At 60.8% G+C, this 18,001-nt stretch carries 19 protein-coding genes; 12 read left to right on the forward strand and 7 right to left on the reverse strand.

Annotated features, from left to right (window positions below):
- The first annotated feature begins 51 nt into the window (after positions 1 to 51).
- From hydA to V6617_RS05475, 7 genes are all read left to right on the forward strand, one after another.
- A complete protein-coding gene (hydA, locus tag V6617_RS05445) occupies positions 52 to 1,506 on the forward strand; it encodes a dihydropyrimidinase (protein ID WP_338609648.1) in 1,455 nt (484 codons plus the stop codon).
- 51 nt (positions 1,507 to 1,557) lie between these two features.
- Positions 1,558 to 2,346 carry an ABC transporter ATP-binding protein gene (locus tag V6617_RS05450; protein WP_422394808.1) on the forward strand — a complete coding sequence of 263 codons (789 nt, stop codon included), beginning with the start codon at positions 1,558 to 1,560 and terminating at the stop codon, positions 2,344 to 2,346.
- A complete protein-coding gene (locus V6617_RS05455; RefSeq protein WP_338609650.1) occupies positions 2,336 to 3,217 on the forward strand; it encodes an ABC transporter permease in 882 nt (293 codons plus the stop codon). Before V6617_RS05450 ends, V6617_RS05455 begins: the two co-directional genes overlap by 11 nt.
- Positions 3,214 to 4,086 (forward strand): ABC transporter permease, encoded by an 873-nt coding sequence (locus tag V6617_RS05460; RefSeq protein WP_338609651.1) that lies wholly within the window; start codon positions 3,214 to 3,216, stop codon positions 4,084 to 4,086. The genes V6617_RS05455 and V6617_RS05460 overlap by 4 nt, the downstream gene beginning before the upstream one ends.
- 212 nt (positions 4,087 to 4,298) lie before the next feature.
- Positions 4,299 to 5,294 carry an ABC transporter substrate-binding protein gene (locus V6617_RS05465; protein ID WP_338609652.1) on the forward strand — a complete coding sequence of 332 codons (996 nt, stop codon included), beginning with the start codon at positions 4,299 to 4,301 and terminating at the stop codon, positions 5,292 to 5,294.
- Positions 5,295 to 5,549: 255 nt separating this feature from the next.
- Positions 5,550 to 6,335 carry a ThuA domain-containing protein gene (locus V6617_RS05470; protein WP_338609653.1) on the forward strand — a complete coding sequence of 262 codons (786 nt, stop codon included), beginning with the start codon at positions 5,550 to 5,552 and terminating at the stop codon, positions 6,333 to 6,335.
- Between the two features lie 45 nt (positions 6,336 to 6,380).
- Complete coding sequence (locus V6617_RS05475) at positions 6,381 to 7,427, forward strand: Gfo/Idh/MocA family oxidoreductase (protein ID WP_338609654.1); 1,047 nt, start codon at positions 6,381 to 6,383, stop codon at positions 7,425 to 7,427.
- Between the two features lie 143 nt (positions 7,428 to 7,570).
- Here the strand turns inward: V6617_RS05475 and V6617_RS05480 are convergent, their stop codons facing one another.
- From V6617_RS05480 to V6617_RS05490, 3 genes are all read right to left on the reverse strand, one after another.
- The gene (locus V6617_RS05480; protein ID WP_338609655.1) at positions 7,571 to 9,184 is read right to left on the reverse strand and encodes a bifunctional metallophosphatase/5'-nucleotidase; all 1,614 of its coding nucleotides are present in this window, start codon (positions 9,182 to 9,184) and stop codon (positions 7,571 to 7,573) included.
- Between the two features lie 179 nt (positions 9,185 to 9,363).
- Positions 9,364 to 10,005, reverse strand: a complete 642-nt coding sequence (locus tag V6617_RS05485; RefSeq protein WP_338609656.1) for a DUF1109 domain-containing protein — start codon at positions 10,003 to 10,005, stop codon at positions 9,364 to 9,366.
- Positions 10,002 to 10,538 carry a sigma-70 family RNA polymerase sigma factor gene (locus V6617_RS05490; RefSeq protein ID WP_338609657.1) on the reverse strand — a complete coding sequence of 179 codons (537 nt, stop codon included), beginning with the start codon at positions 10,536 to 10,538 and terminating at the stop codon, positions 10,002 to 10,004. The genes V6617_RS05485 and V6617_RS05490 overlap by 4 nt, the downstream gene beginning before the upstream one ends.
- 172 nt (positions 10,539 to 10,710) lie before the next feature.
- On the opposite strand from V6617_RS05490, the gene V6617_RS05495 reads away from it, so the two are divergent.
- The 3 genes from V6617_RS05495 to V6617_RS05505 all read left to right on the forward strand — a co-directional run bounded on the left by V6617_RS05495 (position 10,711) and on the right by V6617_RS05505 (position 12,777).
- On the forward strand, positions 10,711 to 11,079 hold the full coding sequence (locus V6617_RS05495; RefSeq protein ID WP_338609658.1) for a hypothetical protein: 369 nt from the start codon (positions 10,711 to 10,713) through the stop codon (positions 11,077 to 11,079).
- A gap of 73 nt (positions 11,080 to 11,152) precedes the next feature.
- Entirely contained in the window at positions 11,153 to 11,992 is an 840-nt protein-coding gene (locus V6617_RS05500; protein ID WP_338609659.1) for a cytochrome b/b6 domain-containing protein, read from the forward strand.
- Complete coding sequence (locus V6617_RS05505) at positions 11,989 to 12,777, forward strand: molybdopterin-binding protein (RefSeq protein WP_338609660.1); 789 nt, start codon at positions 11,989 to 11,991, stop codon at positions 12,775 to 12,777. The genes V6617_RS05500 and V6617_RS05505 overlap by 4 nt, the downstream gene beginning before the upstream one ends.
- A 132-nt stretch (positions 12,778 to 12,909) precedes the next feature.
- Here V6617_RS05505 and V6617_RS05510 read toward each other — a convergent pair whose 3' ends face one another.
- The 3 genes from V6617_RS05510 to V6617_RS05520 form a co-directional block, all read right to left on the reverse strand.
- On the reverse strand, positions 12,910 to 13,410 hold the full coding sequence (locus V6617_RS05510; protein ID WP_338609661.1) for an ureidoglycolate lyase: 501 nt from the start codon (positions 13,408 to 13,410) through the stop codon (positions 12,910 to 12,912).
- On the reverse strand, positions 13,407 to 14,234 hold the full coding sequence (locus V6617_RS05515) for a bifunctional allantoicase/(S)-ureidoglycine aminohydrolase (protein ID WP_338609662.1): 828 nt from the start codon (positions 14,232 to 14,234) through the stop codon (positions 13,407 to 13,409). The genes V6617_RS05510 and V6617_RS05515 overlap by 4 nt, the downstream gene beginning before the upstream one ends.
- 926 nt (positions 14,235 to 15,160) lie before the next feature.
- Positions 15,161 to 15,484, reverse strand: coding sequence for a metalloregulator ArsR/SmtB family transcription factor (locus tag V6617_RS05520; protein ID WP_338609663.1), 324 nt, complete (start codon positions 15,482 to 15,484; stop codon positions 15,161 to 15,163).
- Between the two features lie 49 nt (positions 15,485 to 15,533).
- Between V6617_RS05520 and V6617_RS05525 the strand changes: the two genes are divergently transcribed.
- Both V6617_RS05525 and V6617_RS05530 read left to right on the forward strand, forming a co-directional pair.
- Positions 15,534 to 15,995, forward strand: coding sequence for an SRPBCC family protein (locus V6617_RS05525; RefSeq protein ID WP_338609664.1), 462 nt, complete (start codon positions 15,534 to 15,536; stop codon positions 15,993 to 15,995).
- Positions 15,996 to 16,003: 8 nt separating this feature from the next.
- A complete protein-coding gene (locus tag V6617_RS05530) occupies positions 16,004 to 16,456 on the forward strand; it encodes an SRPBCC domain-containing protein (protein WP_338609665.1) in 453 nt (150 codons plus the stop codon).
- Here V6617_RS05530 and puuE read toward each other — a convergent pair.
- Positions 16,453 to 17,871 carry an allantoinase PuuE gene (gene puuE / locus V6617_RS05535; protein ID WP_338609666.1) on the reverse strand — a complete coding sequence of 473 codons (1,419 nt, stop codon included), beginning with the start codon at positions 17,869 to 17,871 and terminating at the stop codon, positions 16,453 to 16,455. The genes V6617_RS05530 and puuE overlap by 4 nt on opposite strands.
- Between the last annotated feature and the right edge of the window lie 130 nt (positions 17,872 to 18,001).

Raw genomic sequence — 18,001 nt, forward strand, 5'->3', positions numbered from 1 at the left:
TGCGCGCACGGCAAATGCGCGCCCGCGGCCGATCAGACAAGGGGAAACATCATGAGCACAGTCATCAAGAACGGCACAATCGTCACCGCCGATCTGACCTATAAGGCCGATATCAGGATCGAGGGCGAGACCATCGTCGAGATCGGGCCGGACCTTTCCGGCGATAGCGTGCTCGATGCCTCGGGGTGCTATGTGATGCCCGGCGGTATCGATCCGCATGTGCATTTGGAAATGCCCTTTATGGGCACCTATTCAACCGACGATTTCGAATCCGGCACGCGCGCCGCGCTGGCGGGCGGGACGACGATGGTTGTCGATTTCTGCCTGCCCAGCCCCGGCCAGTCGCTGCTCGAAGCGCTGCAGCGTTGGGACAACAAATCGGGCCGCGCCCATTGCGATTATTCCTATCACATGGCGATCACCTGGTGGAGCGAGCAGGTGTTTGATGAGATGGAAACTGTCGTTAAGGAAAAGGGCATAAACACCTTCAAGCATTTCATGGCGTACAAAGGCGCGCTCATGGTGCAGGATGACGAGATGTATGCCTCGTTCCAGCGTTGCGCCGAGCTTGGCGCCATGCCGCTGGTGCATGCGGAAAACGGCGATGTGGTCGCCGATCTCTCGGCCCGGCTGCTGGCCGAAGGCAATAACGGGCCCGAGGGCCATGCCTATTCACGTCCGCCGCAGGTCGAGGGCGAAGCCACCAATCGGGCGATCATGATTGCCGACATGGCCGGGGTGCCGCTCTATGTGGTTCACACGAGTTGCGAGGAAAGCCACGAGGCGATCCGAAGGGCGCGTCAGCAGGGCACGCGGGTCTATGGCGAACCCCTGATCCAGCATCTGACCCTCGATGACTCCGAGTATTTCGACAAGGATTGGGACCACGCCGCCCGCCGTGTCATGAGCCCGCCATTCCGCAACAAGACCCACCAGGATTCGCTGTGGGCCGGGCTGCAGTCGGGCTCGCTGCAGGTCGTCGCCACCGATCATTGCGCCTTTACCACCGAGCAGAAGCGCACCGGGGTCGGTGATTTCACCAAGATCCCCAACGGCACGGGCGGGCTTGAAGATCGCATGCCGATGCTGTGGACCTATGGGGTGGCGACAGGGCGGCTGACCATGAACGAATTCGTCGCCGTCACCTCGACCAACATCGCCAAGATCCTCAACGTCTATCCCAAAAAGGGCGCCATTCTTGTCGGTGCGGATGCCGATATCGTTGTGTGGGACCCCGAAAAGGAAAAGACCATTTCGGCCAAATCCCAGCAATCGGCCATCGACTACAACGTCTTTGAGGGCAAACACGTCAAGGGCCTGCCGCGCTACACGCTGACGCGGGGCCGGGTGGCTGTCGAGGATGGCACCATCCAGCCCAAGGAAGGGCATGGCCAGTTCGTGGCCCGCGAGCCGTTCCAGGCTGTGAACAAGGCGCTTTCGCAGTGGAAAGAACTGACCGCACCGCGCAAGGTGGAGCGGAGTGGCATACCTGCATCGGGCGTCTGAGACCAAACGGCAAATTTGGAGTTGGGTGCAAATTCAAGGGGAATACAGGGTTTGGTGAACGGGGCAAGCGTAGTCGAAGCCGAGGGGCTCGGGCTGACATTTGAAACAGCCGACGGGCCGGTGCATGCGCTGTCCGACGTCAATCTGGCGATCTCCAAGGGCGAGTTCGTTTCGTTCATTGGCCCGTCGGGGTGCGGCAAGACGACGTTCCTTCGCGTCATCGCCGACCTCGAACAGCCGACAGCGGGCACGATCACCGTCAATGGCCACAGCCCCGAACAGGCGCGCAAGGATCGGTCGTACGGCTATGTCTTTCAGGCCGCTGCGCTCTATCCGTGGCGGACCATCGAGCGCAATGTGGGGCTGCCGCTTGAGATCATGGGCTATTCGAAGGCCGATCAGAAAAAGCGCATCGCGCGCACGCTCGAGATGGTCAATCTTTCAGGGTTCGAGCAGAAATTTCCCTGGCAGCTTTCGGGCGGCATGCAGCAACGGGCCTCGATAGCCCGCGCGCTGGCCTTCGATGCCGATCTGCTGTTGATGGACGAACCGTTCGGGGCGCTCGACGAGATCGTGCGCGATCATCTCAACGAACAGCTTCTCGAGCTTTGGGCCAAGACCAACAAGACAATCTGTTTTGTCACCCACTCGATCCCCGAAGCGGTTTACCTCTCGACCAAGATCGTGGTGATGAGCCCGCGTCCGGGCCGGGTGACCGATATTATCGAAAGCACCCTTCCCAAAGAGCGCCCGCTCGACATCCGCGAGACCCCGGAATTCCTCGAAATTGCCGCCCGGGTCCGCGAAGGGCTGCGGGCTGGGCATTCCTATGATGAGTAGTGCGCGCCACAGCATCGTGCCGGTCGCGACGGTGGTGCTCGCCATCATCGCCATCTGGTATGTCGCGGCCATCATGCTCAACCTGCCCTGGCAACAGGGCGTTTATGCGCGGGGCGACGGCGTTGCGGTCGGGCCGTTACAGTTTCTGAGCGATATCTACTCCCAGCAGCGCCCTGTGCTGCCGGCGCCCCATCAGGTGGCTGTCGAATTTTACAATTCGGTGTTCAATGCCAACCCTTCCACCCCGCGCAGCCTGATCTTTCACGCCTGGATCACCCTTTCGGCGACCGGGCTGGGGTTCATCTTCGGCACGCTGCTGGGGATCGGGCTGGCGGTGCTTATCGTCCACAACCGGGCGATGGATCGCTCGCTGATGCCCTGGATCATCGCCAGCCAGACCATCCCCATTCTTGCCATTGCGCCAATGGTGGTGGTGGTGCTCAATTCGGTGGGGCTGACCGGGCTGATCCCCAAGGCGCTGATTTCGACCTATCTTTCGTTCTTCCCCGTCGTCGTGGGCATGGTCAAAGGCTTTCGCAGCCCCGAAGCGATCCATCTCGATCTGATGCGCACCTATAACGCCTCGGGCAATCAGGTGTTCTGGAAGCTGCGCTGGCCGGCGGCCATCCCCTATCTTTTCACCTCGATGAAGGTGGGCGTTGCCGCCTCATTGGTTGGCGCCATCGTCGGTGAATTGCCGACGGGGGCTGCGGGCGGGCTCGGTTCGCGCCTGCTGGCCGGGTCGTATTACGGGCAGACGACGCAAATCTGGGCGGCGCTCTTGATGGCTGCGGCGCTTTCGGCGGCACTGATCTTTGCGATTGGCGCCATCCAGTCGCTCACTTCGAAAATGATGGGAGCGCCCGCGTGAACGGCTGGATCATAACGGCGCTGGCGGTCTGGCTGGCCGGGTGGGGGATCAACGAATTTCTGGTGCGGATCGGAACGCGCGACCGCGTTGCGGCGAGCGCCATCAACATTGCCGTGCCGGTGATTTTCGGCGTTGTCCTTTTGGTCGTTTGGGAAGGGCTGGTGCGGGGGTTGAACGTTCCCGCCGTGCTGCTGCCGCCGCCATCGGTGATCTGGGAGCGGCTCTTGGCCTCGATCCCCAATCCGATCTGGCCCGATTTCCAGCAAACATTCCTCAAATCGGTTTTGATCGGCTATGCCATCGGCTGCGGGTCGGCGTTCATCGTGGCCGTCGCCATCGACCGCTCGCCCTTTCTCAAACGCGGGTTGTTGCCAGTGGGCAATTTCGTCTCCGCTCTGCCGCTGGTCGGTATCGCACCGATCATGGTGATGTGGTTCGGGTTCGACTGGCAATCCAAGGCCGCCGTCGTGGTCGTGATGACGTTCTTTCCCATGCTGGTAAACACCGTGGCGGGGCTGAACGCCACCGGGGCGATCGAAAAAGACCTGATGGCAACCTATGCGGCCAGCTATTGGCAGACCCTCGCAAAATTGCGCTTGCCCATGGCATGGCCCTTCATCTTCAATGCGTTAAAGATCAATTCGACGCTGGCGCTCATCGGGGCCATCGTCGCCGAGTTTTTCGGCACTCCAGTCGTGGGGATGGGGTTCCGGATATCCGCGGCCATCGGACGGCTTCAAGTCGATATGGTCTGGGCCGAGATCGCGGTTGCCGCGCTCGCCGGCTCGCTGTTCTACGGGGTGATCGCGCTGATCGAAAGGGCGGTTACCTTCTGGCATCCTTCAGTTCGTGGGGGACGGGGAGGCTAGAGCGTGTCCAGCAAAAGTGGAAACGGTTTTGCGGTTCGGACACGCGACAAAACAAGGGCTTAGAGCCAAGGATTTGAGTCAATCAAATCCTGAACGGCTCTAGGGACGAAACCATTCCGTTCTCCGCGCGGCAAACGCGGGGGGCGGGGAGACAAGGGATGGTTTGTGTCCGGCATGGCGCCGGGCAGCCATCGAAAAGCAAGGGGAACATCATGAAAGCTCTTAAAATCGCGACCCTGGCCGGAATGCTTCTGGGGTCGGCCAGCCCGGCCTTCGCCCAGGATCTCTATCCGGTGACCTTCCAGCTCAAATGGGTCAATCAGGGCCAGTTCGCCGGTTATCTGGTGGCCAAGGATATGGGCTATTACGAAGACGCCGGTCTCGACGTCACCATCAATCCCGGCGGCCCCGACATTGCCCCCGAGCAGGTGATTGCCGGCGGCGGTGCCGATGTCATCACCACATGGATGGCGGCGGGCCTTGCGGCGCGTGAACGCGGCGTGCCGCTGGTCAATATTGCCCAGCCCTTCGCCACCACGGCGCTCGAAATGGTCTGTTCGGAAGAAAGCGGGGTGGAATCCACCGCCGATTTCCCCGGCAAGACGCTGGGCGTATGGTTCTTTGGCAATGAATATCCGTTCTACGCCTGGATGGCCCAGCTCGGGCTGTCGACCGATGGCGGGGATGACGGGGTCGAAGTGCTGCGGCAGGCGTTTTCGGCCGATCCGTTGCTCCAGAACCAGGCGGACTGCATTTCGGTCATGCGCTACAACGAGTACAAGCAGGTGCTCGATGCGGGCATTCCCGAGGACAGCCTGACGCTGTTCAACTTCGCCGATGAAGGCGTGGGCATGCTCGAAGACGGCCTTTATGTCATGGAAGACCGGCTTGAAGATCCCGAGTTCGTCGAGGCGATGGCGGCATTTGTCGAAGCCTCGATGGCGGGCTGGGAATATGCCGCGGCCAATCCCGAGGAAGCCGCCGAGATCGTCATCAACAATGACATGTCGGGTGCCCTGACGCTGGAGAGCCAGGTCTATCAGGTCAACGAGGCGGCAGCGCTTGTCGGGGACACGCCGGCCCTCGATGTCGAAGCTTACGACCAGACCGTCGCAACGCTGCTCTCGGCGGTCTCCCCGGACAATCCGGCGATCACCGAAGAGCCCGAAGGCGCCTATACCACGGTTGTCACCGACGCCATCGAATAGCCGGCGCCTATCGGTTCGGATGAAAGAGGCGGAACCTTCCGCCTCTTTTTTTATTCGCTTGTTGCATTTTGCCTCTCCAAATCGACCTGCAAACACGATAGAGCGGAAACAAGGTTGGGGCCGCGCAGGGATGTGGGCGCGCGGTAATCATCAAGAGACAGTGCGAACGAAGTGCCCGGGATGGTGGCGCTTCGGCGCATATGAAAATCCAAAACGTTTTGGCTCGCGGCAGGGCCGCGACAGGAGTGATGGACAATGACGATCAAGGCGCTCGTCTGGGGCGAGAATGTTCACGAGCAGAAAAGCGACGTGGTGGCCGAACTCTACCCCGAGGGCATGCACGCCCAGATCGCCAGATTGCTGGCCGAGGACGCCGGCATCTCGGCCGATACCGTGGTGCTGCAGGAGCCCGAGCATGGGCTGACCGACGCCGTTCTGGCCGATACCGATGTTCTGTTGTGGTGGGGCCATGCGGCGCATGGGGATGTCGATGATGCCATCGTCGAGCGTGTGGCAAAGCGCGTCTGGGAGGGCATGGGGCTGATCCTTTTGCACTCGGCGCATTTTTCCAAGATCTTCAAACGGTTGATGGGCACGCCCTGCGCGCTCAAATGGCGTGAGGCGGGCGAGCGCGAGCGGCTGTGGGTCGTCAATCCGCGCCATCCGATTGCCGAAGGACTCGGTGAATATTTCGAGCTGGAAAACGAGGAAATGTACGGGGAACCGTTCTCGGTGCCCGAACCGCTTGAAACCGTGTTCATCTCCTGGTTCCAGGGCGGGGAGGTGTTCCGTTCGGGGCTGACCTATCGGCGCGGGGCCGGCAATATCTTTTACTTCCGGCCGGGGCACGAAACCTACCCCACCTATCACGATGCGACTGTGGGCAAGGTTTTGCGCAATGCGGTCAGGTGGGCGCACAACCCGCAAGGGCGGTATGTGGCCGTTCACGATGCACCAAACGTGCCGGTGGACAAGGCGCTCGAAAAGATCGAGGAACGCGGCGGCAAGTTGCACAAGGCAGGTGAAGAAGGCTTCCGCTAGGAAGCGCCACACCTTTCATTTAAACCTCTATCGCGGGAGCGCAGCATGCGTCTTGTGATCCTTGGCACGGGCAATATGGCCTCCAGCCATGCGGCGCATTTTGGCGCCATCGATGGTGTGGACATCGTCGGAGCAGTCGATCTCGATGCCGAGCGCGCCCAGCGCTTCGCCCAGAGCTACGACATTCCGCGCACCTTCACCTCGCTCGACGAGGCCCTCGATTGGGGCCAGTTCGATTCGATCGCCAATGTGACGCCCGACCGGTTCCACTTCGAAACCTCGATGAAGGCGATCGCGGCGGGCAAGCATGTGTTTTGCGAAAAGCCGCTGGCCACCCATTACGGGCATGCCGAGGGCATGGCCGACGCTGCCGAGGCGGCCGGACTGGTCAATATGGTCAACCTCACTTACCGCAATGTCGCCGAATTGCAGAAATTCCGGCAGTTGGTCGATGAGGGTGCCATCGGCGAGATCAAGCATGTGGAGGCCAGCTATCTGCAAAGCTGGCTGGTCTCGAAGGCCTGGGGCGACTGGCGGACAGATCCGACATGGCTGTGGCGGCTCTCGACCGGGCACGGTTCGAACGGCACGCTGGGCGACATCGGCATTCATATCCTCGATTTCGCGTCCTTTGGCATCAACGCCCCGGTTGCCTCGATGTTCTGTCGGCTCAAGGCCTTCGACAAGGATCCGGATGGGCGGATCGGGGACTATGTTCTCGATGCCAATGACAGCTTCACCATGAGCCTCGAATTCGGCTCGGGCGCTCTCGGTGTGGTCCATGCGACGCGCTGGGCCTCGGGGTATCTCAATACGCTTCGCCTGCGGGCCTATGGGGACAAGGGCGGGCTGGAAGTCCAGCATGGCATGAACGGGTCCTCGCTGCAGATGTGTGCGGGCGAGGATGCGGAAATCGCCCACTGGCAGGAGGTGCCGGTCGAGCCGGTGCCGACCAATTATCACCGTTTCGTCGAGGCCGTTCATTCGGGCGTCAATGGCGATCCGAGCTTCCGCTATGCGGCGGACATGCAAAAGGTGCTCGATCTGGGGTTCGTTTCCGATCAGGAGCGCAAGGAGATCGTAGTAGGGTAAATCCCCTCTCCGATTGCATCCCGGCGATAGCCGGGGACGCGCAGAAGATCAGGGCATGGCCATACGGATGCTGAGCGGCTCCGGAAAAGGAAAGGGCGCGTCCACTGGACGCGCCCTTTGTGCATGATGGATAAGCCTTTTGCTTATTCGATGATCGTGATGCGACCGTCGGTGTAGGGGGTGTATTCACCGCCCTGTGCCGCGATGTAATCGGCCAGAACCTGCTCGAGTGGCGGGCCGAAATCGTAGGGGTTGTCGCCTTCTGCAAAGGTGCCGTATCCGTCGCCGCCACCACGCATGTAATTGTTGGTGACGATGGTGTAGGTGGCGTCTTCATCGATCGGCGCCCATTCCCCGCCTTCATCGACCATCACGTCGCTGATGCGTTCGCCAACCGGGTTGGCCAGGGTGTAGGAATATTGCAGCCCGGCAACCTGCGGGAAGCGGCCAGCGCCGTTTTCGATGTCGGAGACACCGTTTTCAAGCGCGTCGATCACATCGGCACCCGAGATTTCGACGGTGGCCAGCGTGTTGGAGAAGGGCAGGACCGTCAGCACTTCGCCCATGGTGATCTCGCCTTCGTCGATCGACGCGCGCAGACCGCCGCCGTTCTGGATGGCGATCGTGGCTCCGCTACCGGACGCTGCATCGAGAATGGCGTCGGCGACGAGGTTGCCCATCGAACATTCTTCGACGCGGCAAACTTCGCGGCTGCCTTCGATCGGTGCCGTCGTCGTGCCGATCACTTCGGCCATCAGCTCCTGGAGCGGCTCTTCGAGCTCGGCGAGGCGGGTGACGTATTCCTCATAGGGCTCAACCGAAGCGTCGATGAGGATCGGGTCGCCCTCGGCCGAGGTCACATTGCCTTCGGCGTCGAAGGTGACGGTGAGATCGCCCAGGTACTTGCCATAGGAATAGGCAGTGACGACCGGCACTTCATTGCCGTCGACCCCGTTGATCATGGTCGGATAGCCGCCTGCGGCGCCTTCGTCGGTGTTGGAGAGCAGTGTGTGCGAGTGACCGCCCACGACCACGTCAACACCGGGGACATTGGATGCGATTTCCTGATCCTGGGCAAAGCCAACATGGGTCAGCGCGATGATCTTGTTGATGCCTTCGGCGGTCAGGGCTTCGGCCTGTGCCGTGAGGCTGTCGATGACGTCTTCGAACTCGACATTGTCGCCGGGTGAGGAGGTTTCATCGGTGTCTTCGGCGAGCGCCGAAATGAACCCGACCTGTTCGCCGCCGATCTCCATGACATGGGTGCCCGGAAGACGGCCTTCGAGAAGCGGCTCGTTTTCGACATTGGTGTTGCCGGAAATCAGCGGGTACTCGATGGCGTCGAGCAGAGCGGCCAGTTCTTCCGGTCCATCGTCGAACTCGTGATTGCCGACGGCCATAAGGTCGATCCCCAGGCCATTGGAGAATTCCGAGACGATCTCGCTGCGATACTGGGTGTAGAACAACGAACCCTGGAACCAGTCGCCGGCGTCGAGCAGAACGACGTTTTCGCCTTCGAGCTCGGCGCGCTTGTCTTCGATCGCGGTCTTGACGCGGGCGATGCCACCAAAGCACTCACCGGCGGCGTCCGTTTCCGCGTCGCAGTTCGAGTCCGAACTGGTGATCGGGCCGAAGCGCGAATGGAAATCGTTGAGGTGGAGGATGTTTAGCGTGAATTCGCCTTCCTGCGCACTGACGGGGCCGGTAAGGCCAACGGTCAGTGCCAGCGCGGAGGCGCCGAGCAACAGATGTTTCATGATCCCTTGTTCCCTTTGTCATCGAGACGCTTACCACGCCTCTATTCCATGCCTTTGCGACGGTCGTGTTACAGCGCCGAAGTTGTGCACATGGGAGCAAAGTCAAACACGTTTGCCCGGAGAGGGAAAGCAAAAGTTTGACCGGGTGGTCAATTTATGACGATCCTGTCACAGGCGCCTTACCACCGCAGGAGCGTCCGTCCCAGCAGCGCGCCAGACAGCGCGACCAGTCCCACCCCCACCGAGTACCACAGGGCGAGAAACAGCAGCCCGTTTTCACCGCAATGGAACGCATAGACCGATGCCCCCGCGCCACCGGAGGCCAGCCCGGCAGCCAACCCGGCCAATGTGGGGTTGGCCGGGGCCAGGCGCCGCATTGCTGCCAGCATGATGGTGAGTACGGGAGCAGAGAAGGCGATTATGAAGAACGGGCACACCAGTGCAGTGCCACCAAAGGCCAGAACGGGCCTTATCGCTTCGGACGCATTGCCCCACTGCCAGAGACCGCCGGCCAGGGTGAGGAGGAACACGCCGCCGACGGCCCACAGGCCCGACCAACTGCTTTTCTCCGGGCGCGACAGCGCCATGGCCGCTGTAAGCCCCAACAGGGCAAGCACGCTGGTATAGCCGAGCTTGATCCAGAACATGGCGGTGCCCGGCGCCGTCAGGATGTCGGCGCGCAGACCGATCGACGGCACCATAATGGCTGCTGCGATCATGATGCCGGCGGTCACGGCGCCCGCCAGCATCCAGCTCAGCGCGCCTCGTGGTGTTGGGCGCAAATCGTCGACAAGGCGGTCAATGAGATCGGGATTGGTCATCGTCTGTCTCCCGCAAAACGCGCCATGAGCGCTTTCAAGCCCCGATGGATGGCGATTTTTGCCGCGCCCTCGCTGATGCCATGGGCCGATGCGGCTTCGGCCACCGAAGACCCTTCGACCTTGACCTTGCGGATCAGGGTCGAAGTGCGCTCGGGCAGGGTGCCAAGCACCCTTTCGAGATCGTGGGCGGCCAGTTCTCCGGCCGGCGCGCCTCCGGTCATCTCATCATCGAGCGGTACGGTTGGGCGGATGGAATGGCGGCGCAGATGATCGACGAGTTTGTAATGGGCAATGGCGTGCACCCAGGCGGTGAAGGGCCGGGCTACGTCGTAGGTCAGACGTCTTGTGTGCACGGCCAAAAGTGTCTCCTGAATCAGATCCTCGACATGGGCCGCGTGGGTCGGAGCCAGCCGCCTGCCAAAATAGATGCGCAGATAATGGGTCAATTCGACAAGAAGCTGCCGATAGGCCGGCTTGTCGCCCTCGAGAGACGACAGCACGAGCGCGTGGAGCCGCGTTTCGAGTGAATCCATATGCATCAGGCTCCTATTCGTCCAACGCCGGACAAACGTTACAGCGGGGCCGCGAAATAATCGAGTTGGGAACACGATTTCGTGAGGGTGTAACCGGCGCTGAACCGCAAACGAATGTTGAGCACGTACCGTATCCATGAGCTGCGGTCGCAACCCCAAGGGAGACTACACGATGTTCAACAAAACCATTTTTGCCACCGCATTTCTTGCATTGGCCCTGCCGATCACCGCAATTCAAGCCCAAGACGCAATGGCAGGAGACGCAATGGCAGGAGACGCAATGGCCGGAGACGCAATGGCGGGCGACAGCATGGCCAGTGACTCGATGGCAAGCGATTCGATGGCCATGGATTCCATGGCCCCGATGATGTCCGACGAGGATCTCGCGCTTTGCATCGAGCAGGCTCAGGCGATCACATTCGCGCAAGTGGCCGCGACGGCCGAAGAGGCGTGTCATATGGTCCACAATGGCGAGCACATGGATGCCGATCCGATGGCTGGCGATGCTATGGCAGGTGACGCTATGGCGCCTCAGCAGTAAGCCTGCTCTATTATCGCTTCGCCCCGGACGGCTGGTGCCCCCGGGGCGGGCATTCCGACAAAGGGAGGGCAATATGTCCGATGCGTTACGCCCGGGAACGACCGCCAGCCAGGTCATCAAGCGCCAGTCCATCTGGACGCGGCTCACCCATTGGGTGTGGGTGATCTGTCTGTTTTTCCTGCTGCTCACCGGGCTGCAGATATTCAACGCGCATCCGCGCCTTTATATCGGGCAGCAATCGGGGTTCGAATTTTCCAATTCGATCCTGTCCATGGGGGCCATTCGCAATCCGGACGGCTCGATTTCGGGGATCACGACGATCTTCGGGCATCAATTCGATACCACCGGCATCTTCGGCTATTCCGGGCCGGAAGGTCAGGAGCGCGTGCGCGGCTTTCCCGCCTGGGCGACCATTCCCTCCTATCAGGATCTGGGCACGGGCCGTGTCGTTCACTTCTTTTTCGGCTGGCTCCTGGTTGGAACCATGTTCATCTGGTTCGTTGCCAGCCTCATCAACGGGCATTTGCGCCGCGACATCATTCCGACGGCCACCGATATCAAGTCGCTGCCGTCCGATGTTGCCGCCCATGCGCGCCTTAAATTCCACCACACGCGGCACTACAACGTGCTGCAAAAGCTCAGCTACGGCATCGTGCTGCTGATCCTGTTTCCGCTGATCGTTCTGACCGGGCTGTCGATGTCGCCGGGCATGAACTCGGCCTGGCCCTGGCTCATCGAAATCTTTGGCGGGCGGCAGACGGCGCGCACCATCCATTTCATTACCATGGCTCTGCTGGTCGGGTTCTTCATCGTTCATATCGCCATGGTGCTCTTGGCCGGGCCGCTCAATACGATGCGCTCGATGATAACCGGCAAGTACAGGATCGATCCCGAAACGGAGGGAGAGAAATGAAGCGTTTTTCAATGCAGCGGCGAAAGTTCCTTACCGCGTCGGCGGCCGGCATTGCCGGGGTGACGCTGGCCGGATGCGATCAGTTCGATTCCCTTTTGCGCCCAGGCCATCCGGTGCGCGACACGCTCGCCTCGGCCAATGATCTGACCCTTGCCGCCCAAAGGCTGCTGTTGGGCGATCAGACGCTGGCCAAGGAATTTGCCGAAAGCGAAATCCGTCAGGGTATGCGTCCTAACGGGACAACCGATCCCCAGGAGGCCGATTATGTCGCGTTGCGCGACAACGATTTTGCCGATTACCAACTGGTGGTCGATGGACTTGTCGAAACCCCGCAATCGTATTCGCTCGATCAGTTGCGCAACATGCCCGCACGCACCCAGATCACCCGGCACGATTGCGTGGAGGGCTGGAGCTGTATCGCCAAATGGACCGGCGTGCCGCTGGCAACGATCCTCGACGCGGTGCGCCCCACGGCCAATGCGCGCTATTGCGTCTTTCACTGCTACGACCACTATGGGGGTGGGCTTTCGGCCTCACCCTATTACGAAAGCATCGGGCTGATCGATGCGCGCCATCCCCAGACCATCCTCGCCTATGGCATGAACGATGCCGCTCTCCCGGTGCGCAATGGCGCCCCGGTGCGGGTGCGGATCGAGCGCCAGCTTGGCTACAAGATGGCCAAATATCTGCGCCGCATCGAACTTGTCGACGATTTCAGCCAGTTGCATCGCGGCAAGGGCAGCTATTGGGCCGATCACGGCTATGATTGGTACGCAGGGATTTAGATCGTCCGATTAGAGCCAAGGATTTGAGTGAATCAAATCCTTGGCTCTAACCCCTTGTTTTGTCGCGTGTCCGAACCGCAAAACCGTTTCCATCCCCGATCGCGTCGAGGACATGCTTTTGCTGGACACGCTCTAGGGCTGGTCGAGCTTGACCGTAAAGGGCACCTCAAAGACGTGCTCTTGCAGATTGTCGCCATCGCCGCCGCGATCGACAACGAGGAAATCGCCTTCTTGCTCAAGCGTGGTCAACACGCCGTGCCAGATGTTGCGTCCAATGTTGATCCCAACTCCGGGTTCGGTAAGGAACGCCAGCGGCGTGCCGGGGACGCCGTTTTCGTCGGGGGCGACGATCACCAGAAAGGGGCGGGGGTGGAGCGGCATGAAGGCCTGCGAGCCCAGCGGGTGCCGTTCGACGAGCGTCAGACGCAACGGCAACTCATAGGGCTTGCCGCGAAAGATCGAGATCAGCGGGCGCCCGTTCTCTCCACCGATTTCGACAGTGGCGAGGTCGTCGAAACGCTCTGTCATGCCGTTGTTGATGGAAAAGTGGCGAGCACCCTCGCTGGTCAGCACCTGCCCGAACGGGGCGAACGCCTCCCTGGTCAGCGGTGCGACAATGATCGTTCTGGTCATGGCCGGCCCAGTTTCATGTGCCGGTTGACGTCCTTATAGAGCAGATAGCGGAATGGGCCCGGTCCGCCGGCGTAACAGGCCTGCGGGCAAAAGGCGCGCAACCACATGTAATCGCCCGCTTCCACCTCCACCCAATCGCGATTGAGCCGATAGACCGCCTTTCCCTCAAGTACATAAAGCCCATGTTCCATGACGTGGGTTTCGGCAAATGGAATGACGGCGCCGGGCTGCAGGGTGACGATGTTGACGTGCATGTCGTGGCGCAGATCGGTGGGCTCGACAAAGCGCGTGGTTGCCCATTTGCCCTCGGTTCCGGGCATGGGGATGGGTTCTATTTCCTGATCGGAAGAGACAAAAGCGGTTGGCGTGTCGAGTCCTTCGACCTTTTCGTATCTCTTGCGTATCCAATGGAAGCGGGCGGGCTCGGCGCCGGTGCTGCGCAGGGTCCATTCGGCTGCCGGCGGGATATAGGCATAGCCACCGGGTGCCAAGGTGTAGGTGGTTGCGGCCAGCGACAATGAAATTTCGCCGGCGGTAACGAACAGGACACCTTCGGCCTCAGCGTCAGGCTCGGGCCCGTCGCTGCCGCCGCCGGGCGCGACCTCCATGATGTACTGGGAAAATGTTTCGGCAAAACCCGAAAGCGGGCGCGAAATCACCCACAGCCGCGTCTTGTCCCAGAAGGGCAGATAACTCGTCACGATATCAGCCATTACGCCCCTGGGGATCACCGCATAGGCATCGGTAAACACCGCACGGTCGCTGAGAAGCTGGGTCTGGGGCGGCAGCCCGCCGGGGGCGGAAGCATAGGGGCGATCGGTCATCAAAAAACGCTTGTCGGTCAATCGGGATGTTCAGACTGACAGCGCCGGGCGCGATTTGGCAATATGGACCAGGAGAGAAACTTGTGCGGTGCTTCGTTGCCAGTGCTTGGCGGCCCCCCCCACTCGTAATCGGCAGGGCTGGTGCTCTTTCACGATCACCTACCTCATCCCCTTCGCGTCATCCTCGGGCTCGACCCGGGGATCTGCTGCATCGGGAAGCCGGTGAAGGGGTTGAGGACCGATGAAGCGCGAAGGCGCACCACGTCTGCTGCGCTAGCGGACGCTCTGCGGATCCCCGGGTCGAGCCCGAGGATGACGTGGGTGAAGGTGGAAACGCTGCGTAAAAAACTTTATCCCCGCCCCCTCACCCCCGTGCCATTGTTCCCGCACGGCCGCACCAGAGACGAGGATGCATACGAGCTTCCGGTGAGGGCGGGATTGGAGAAGGGGGAGCATGGGTCCGAGCCTTAGGACCGCATCGGCCCTCGGGCACTTCGATCCCATCCGACAGGCCGATCCGGGTTCCATGCGGGTCGCCGCAGGGAAGGCCCAAAGCGGACGGATGGCCGGGCGAGGATGGGAGTCCACGTCGTACTCCCGAAAGGGAGAGGGGCACCGACGGGAGGTTGGCAGGGAAAGTGGGCACCGGTTTCCCGGTTCGCCAACCGACCCACTAAAAATGCCAATATCCCGGACGACAAACCCCAGCCCGAGACGCCGCCATAAGCCCAAAACCCCGGATGCGTGGGGCGATGATCGCTTCATATAAAAACTAAATCATGCGGAGCGCTCATCGCCCCATGCCGTCTACTTCGATCCGTCCTTCGGCCAATCGTGCCGGTGGCACGATTGGAGGTGAGAAGGCCATGAGAGCCAAGCTCGAATGGCAATCAAAGCCCGAGGCGATCTCGCCGTCGGAGGTTTTGTCATGCCTTCAGTTCGGTCTCCAGCCGCGACATCAGCCCGGCGGCGTTTCGGGCGTAGTCGCCGATCCAGCGGTCGTGGATGGATTTGATGGGCAGGGCATTGAGGTGGTTCCAGCGCTCGCGACCTTCCTTGCGGGCCACGATCAGTCCGGCGGTTTCGAGTACCTTGATGTGCTGCATCACCGTGCAGCGGTCAATCTGGGGAAACAGCGCAACGAGCTGGCCGGTGGTTTTCGGTTCGTCCTTGAGGGCGTCGAGGATCGCCCGGCGCTTCCGATCGGCAAGAGCCTTGAAAATGGTGTCCGAATCATCATCACTTGACATGTTATAAATTTATAACATAATGGGCGAAACGCAAGCGGGAGTTGACGATATGGACTTCAAATTTACGGTATCGGGTCGGATTTCAAAGCCTGTGCACGAGGTGTTCGAGGCGGTTGCCGATCCGAAAAAGCTCTCGGGCTACTTCACAACCGGAGGTGCCAAGGGCCGGCTGGAGACTGGTGCTACGGTCACCTGGGACTTTCACGATTTTCCGGGCGCTTTCCCGGTCAACGTTGTCGAGGTCGTGCCGGACGAAAAGATCGTTCTCACCTGGGGCGCGGCGCCCGAAGGCGATGGCTCCGGCAATTACGACACCACGGTAACCATGGTGTTCGAGCCGCTGGACGACAACACGCGCACGCTGGTCTCGATCACCGAGCAAGGTTGGAAACAGACCGAAACGGGACTGAAATCATCCTATGGCAATTGCGAGGGCTGGACAGGCATGCTCGCAGCCATGAAGGTTTATGTCGAACACGGCATTAATCTGCGGGAGGGGTTTTATAAATAGGAGGCGGCATGCCCAACGTCATCGCAAAAACCGAGCATCACTTTGCCAATCTTTCAGCGGACGAAGTCTATGCGGCATGGCTGGAGCCGGCCGCAGTGCGGGTCTGGATGCAGCGCAACCTCGAGCGCACGGGACGGTCGGCGCGCGTCTCGGAAATTGCGATTGATCCCAGGGTCGGCGGCAAATACCGGTTCTCCGACATCGACGATGAGGGGCAGGAAAACCCCGTCTGGGGCTATTATCGCGAGCTGGTTCCCGGTCGTCGCATTGTGTTTACCTGGTTTGTCGAACCTGCCGAAGAGGCCGAAGATAATTCAACGGTGGCCCTGGAACTCCGCCCGGATCGGGAGGGTTGCGTGGCGATCATGAGCCATGAAATGGACGCTCAATGGTCCGACTATATCGAGCCGACCGCCAAGGCGTGGAAGGGCATGCTTGAATCGATTGAGGAGAGCGCCTAGCCGGCGAACAGCGCCTCGATCCGCAATCGCGCGATGCGCTCGACCTGTGCGCAGGCGGTGGCGAATTCGGTAGCGCGGTCGTTGGCGATACGGGTTTTGAACGCCTCAAGGATCGAAGCTTTGGTGTTGTCGCGAACGGCGATGATGAAGGGAAAGCCGAACTTTTCAACATAGCGGATGTTGAGTTCGGTGAAGGTTTCCCGCTCCTCGTCGGTCAGCGCATTGAGCCCGGCCGAGGCCTGTTCGGAGGTGGAATCCGCGGTGAGCCGCTTGGCGGCCGCCAGTTTTCCGGCGAGGTCCGGGTGGGCATTGAGCACGCCGAGCCGCTCGTCGTCGGTGGCCATGCGGAACTGGTTGCGCAGGGCAAAATGGATGCCGAGCGGGCTGTCGTTCGCCGGCCCCAGTTCGGCCTCCCAGGCTCGCTGGGCGATAAAGGGGGAGTGCTCGAATACGCCGCCAAATGTCGCCATGAAGCTCTCGGCATCCATTTGCGAGGGAGCAATTCGGGGCGGTTGGTAGGGGTGGTGATCGGCCCAGTGCCGGGCGATATCGATCCGCCTTGCGACCCAGATCTTGTCGAACTCCTTGATATAGTCGACGAAGCGCTTGAGCCCTTCAAATCGCCCCGGTTGTCCCACGAGACGGCAGTGCAGCCCGATCGACATCATCTTGGGGCTGCCTTCCTCGCCTTCGCGATAGAGGCAATCAAAGCTGTCCTTCAAGGCCAGAAAAAACTCCTCGCCATTGGCAAAGCCCGAGGCGGTGACAAACCGCATATCGTTATTGGCCAGCGTGTAGGGAATGATAAGCTGCGGTGTGGCGTTGTGAACCCTCCAGTATGGAAGGTCGTCGTCATAGGTATCGGAGACATAGGCAAAGCCGCCTTGTTCTGACACAAGATCGACAGTGTTGACCGAACAACGCCCCGTGTACCAGCCGAGCGGCCGCGTGCCCGTCGCGACGGTGTGCAGCCTTACTGCTTCGGCGATCTGGGCCGCTTCGTCCTGCCGCTCCATGTCCTTGTGCTCGACCCATTTATAGCCATGGGAGGCGATTTCCCAATCGGCGTCGAGCATGGCCTGCACCTGCTGCGGCGCGCGCATCAGCGCGGTGGCAACGCCATAGACCGTAACGGGGAGGTTGTTCTGCGTGAACAGCTTGTGCAGCCGCCAGAAACCGACCCGGGCACCATATTCATACATGGATTCGATGTTCCAGTGCCGCGCACCGGGCCACGGCGCGGCGCCCACCACATCGGCCAGAAAGGCTTCGGAGGCCTCATCGCCATGCAGGATGTTGTTTTCCCCGCCCTCTTCGTAGTTGAGGACGAACTGGATCGCGATATTGGCGCCGCCGGGCCAATTGGCATGGGGTGGGTTGGGGCCGTATCCGGCCAGATCGCGGGGATAACGCATGGCGCACTCCATGACGGGCAGACAAACAGGAGCGTACCTTAGACACAAATTTTTGGACCATGTGGTAAAAAATTCTGTGCCCGCCCCCTTTCGCAGGGCAATTTTTGAGTTGATAGTTGGGGAAAATCCA

This window comes from Pelagibacterium nitratireducens (assembly GCF_037044555.1).
Lineage (GTDB): Bacteria > Pseudomonadota > Alphaproteobacteria > Rhizobiales > Devosiaceae > Pelagibacterium > Pelagibacterium nitratireducens.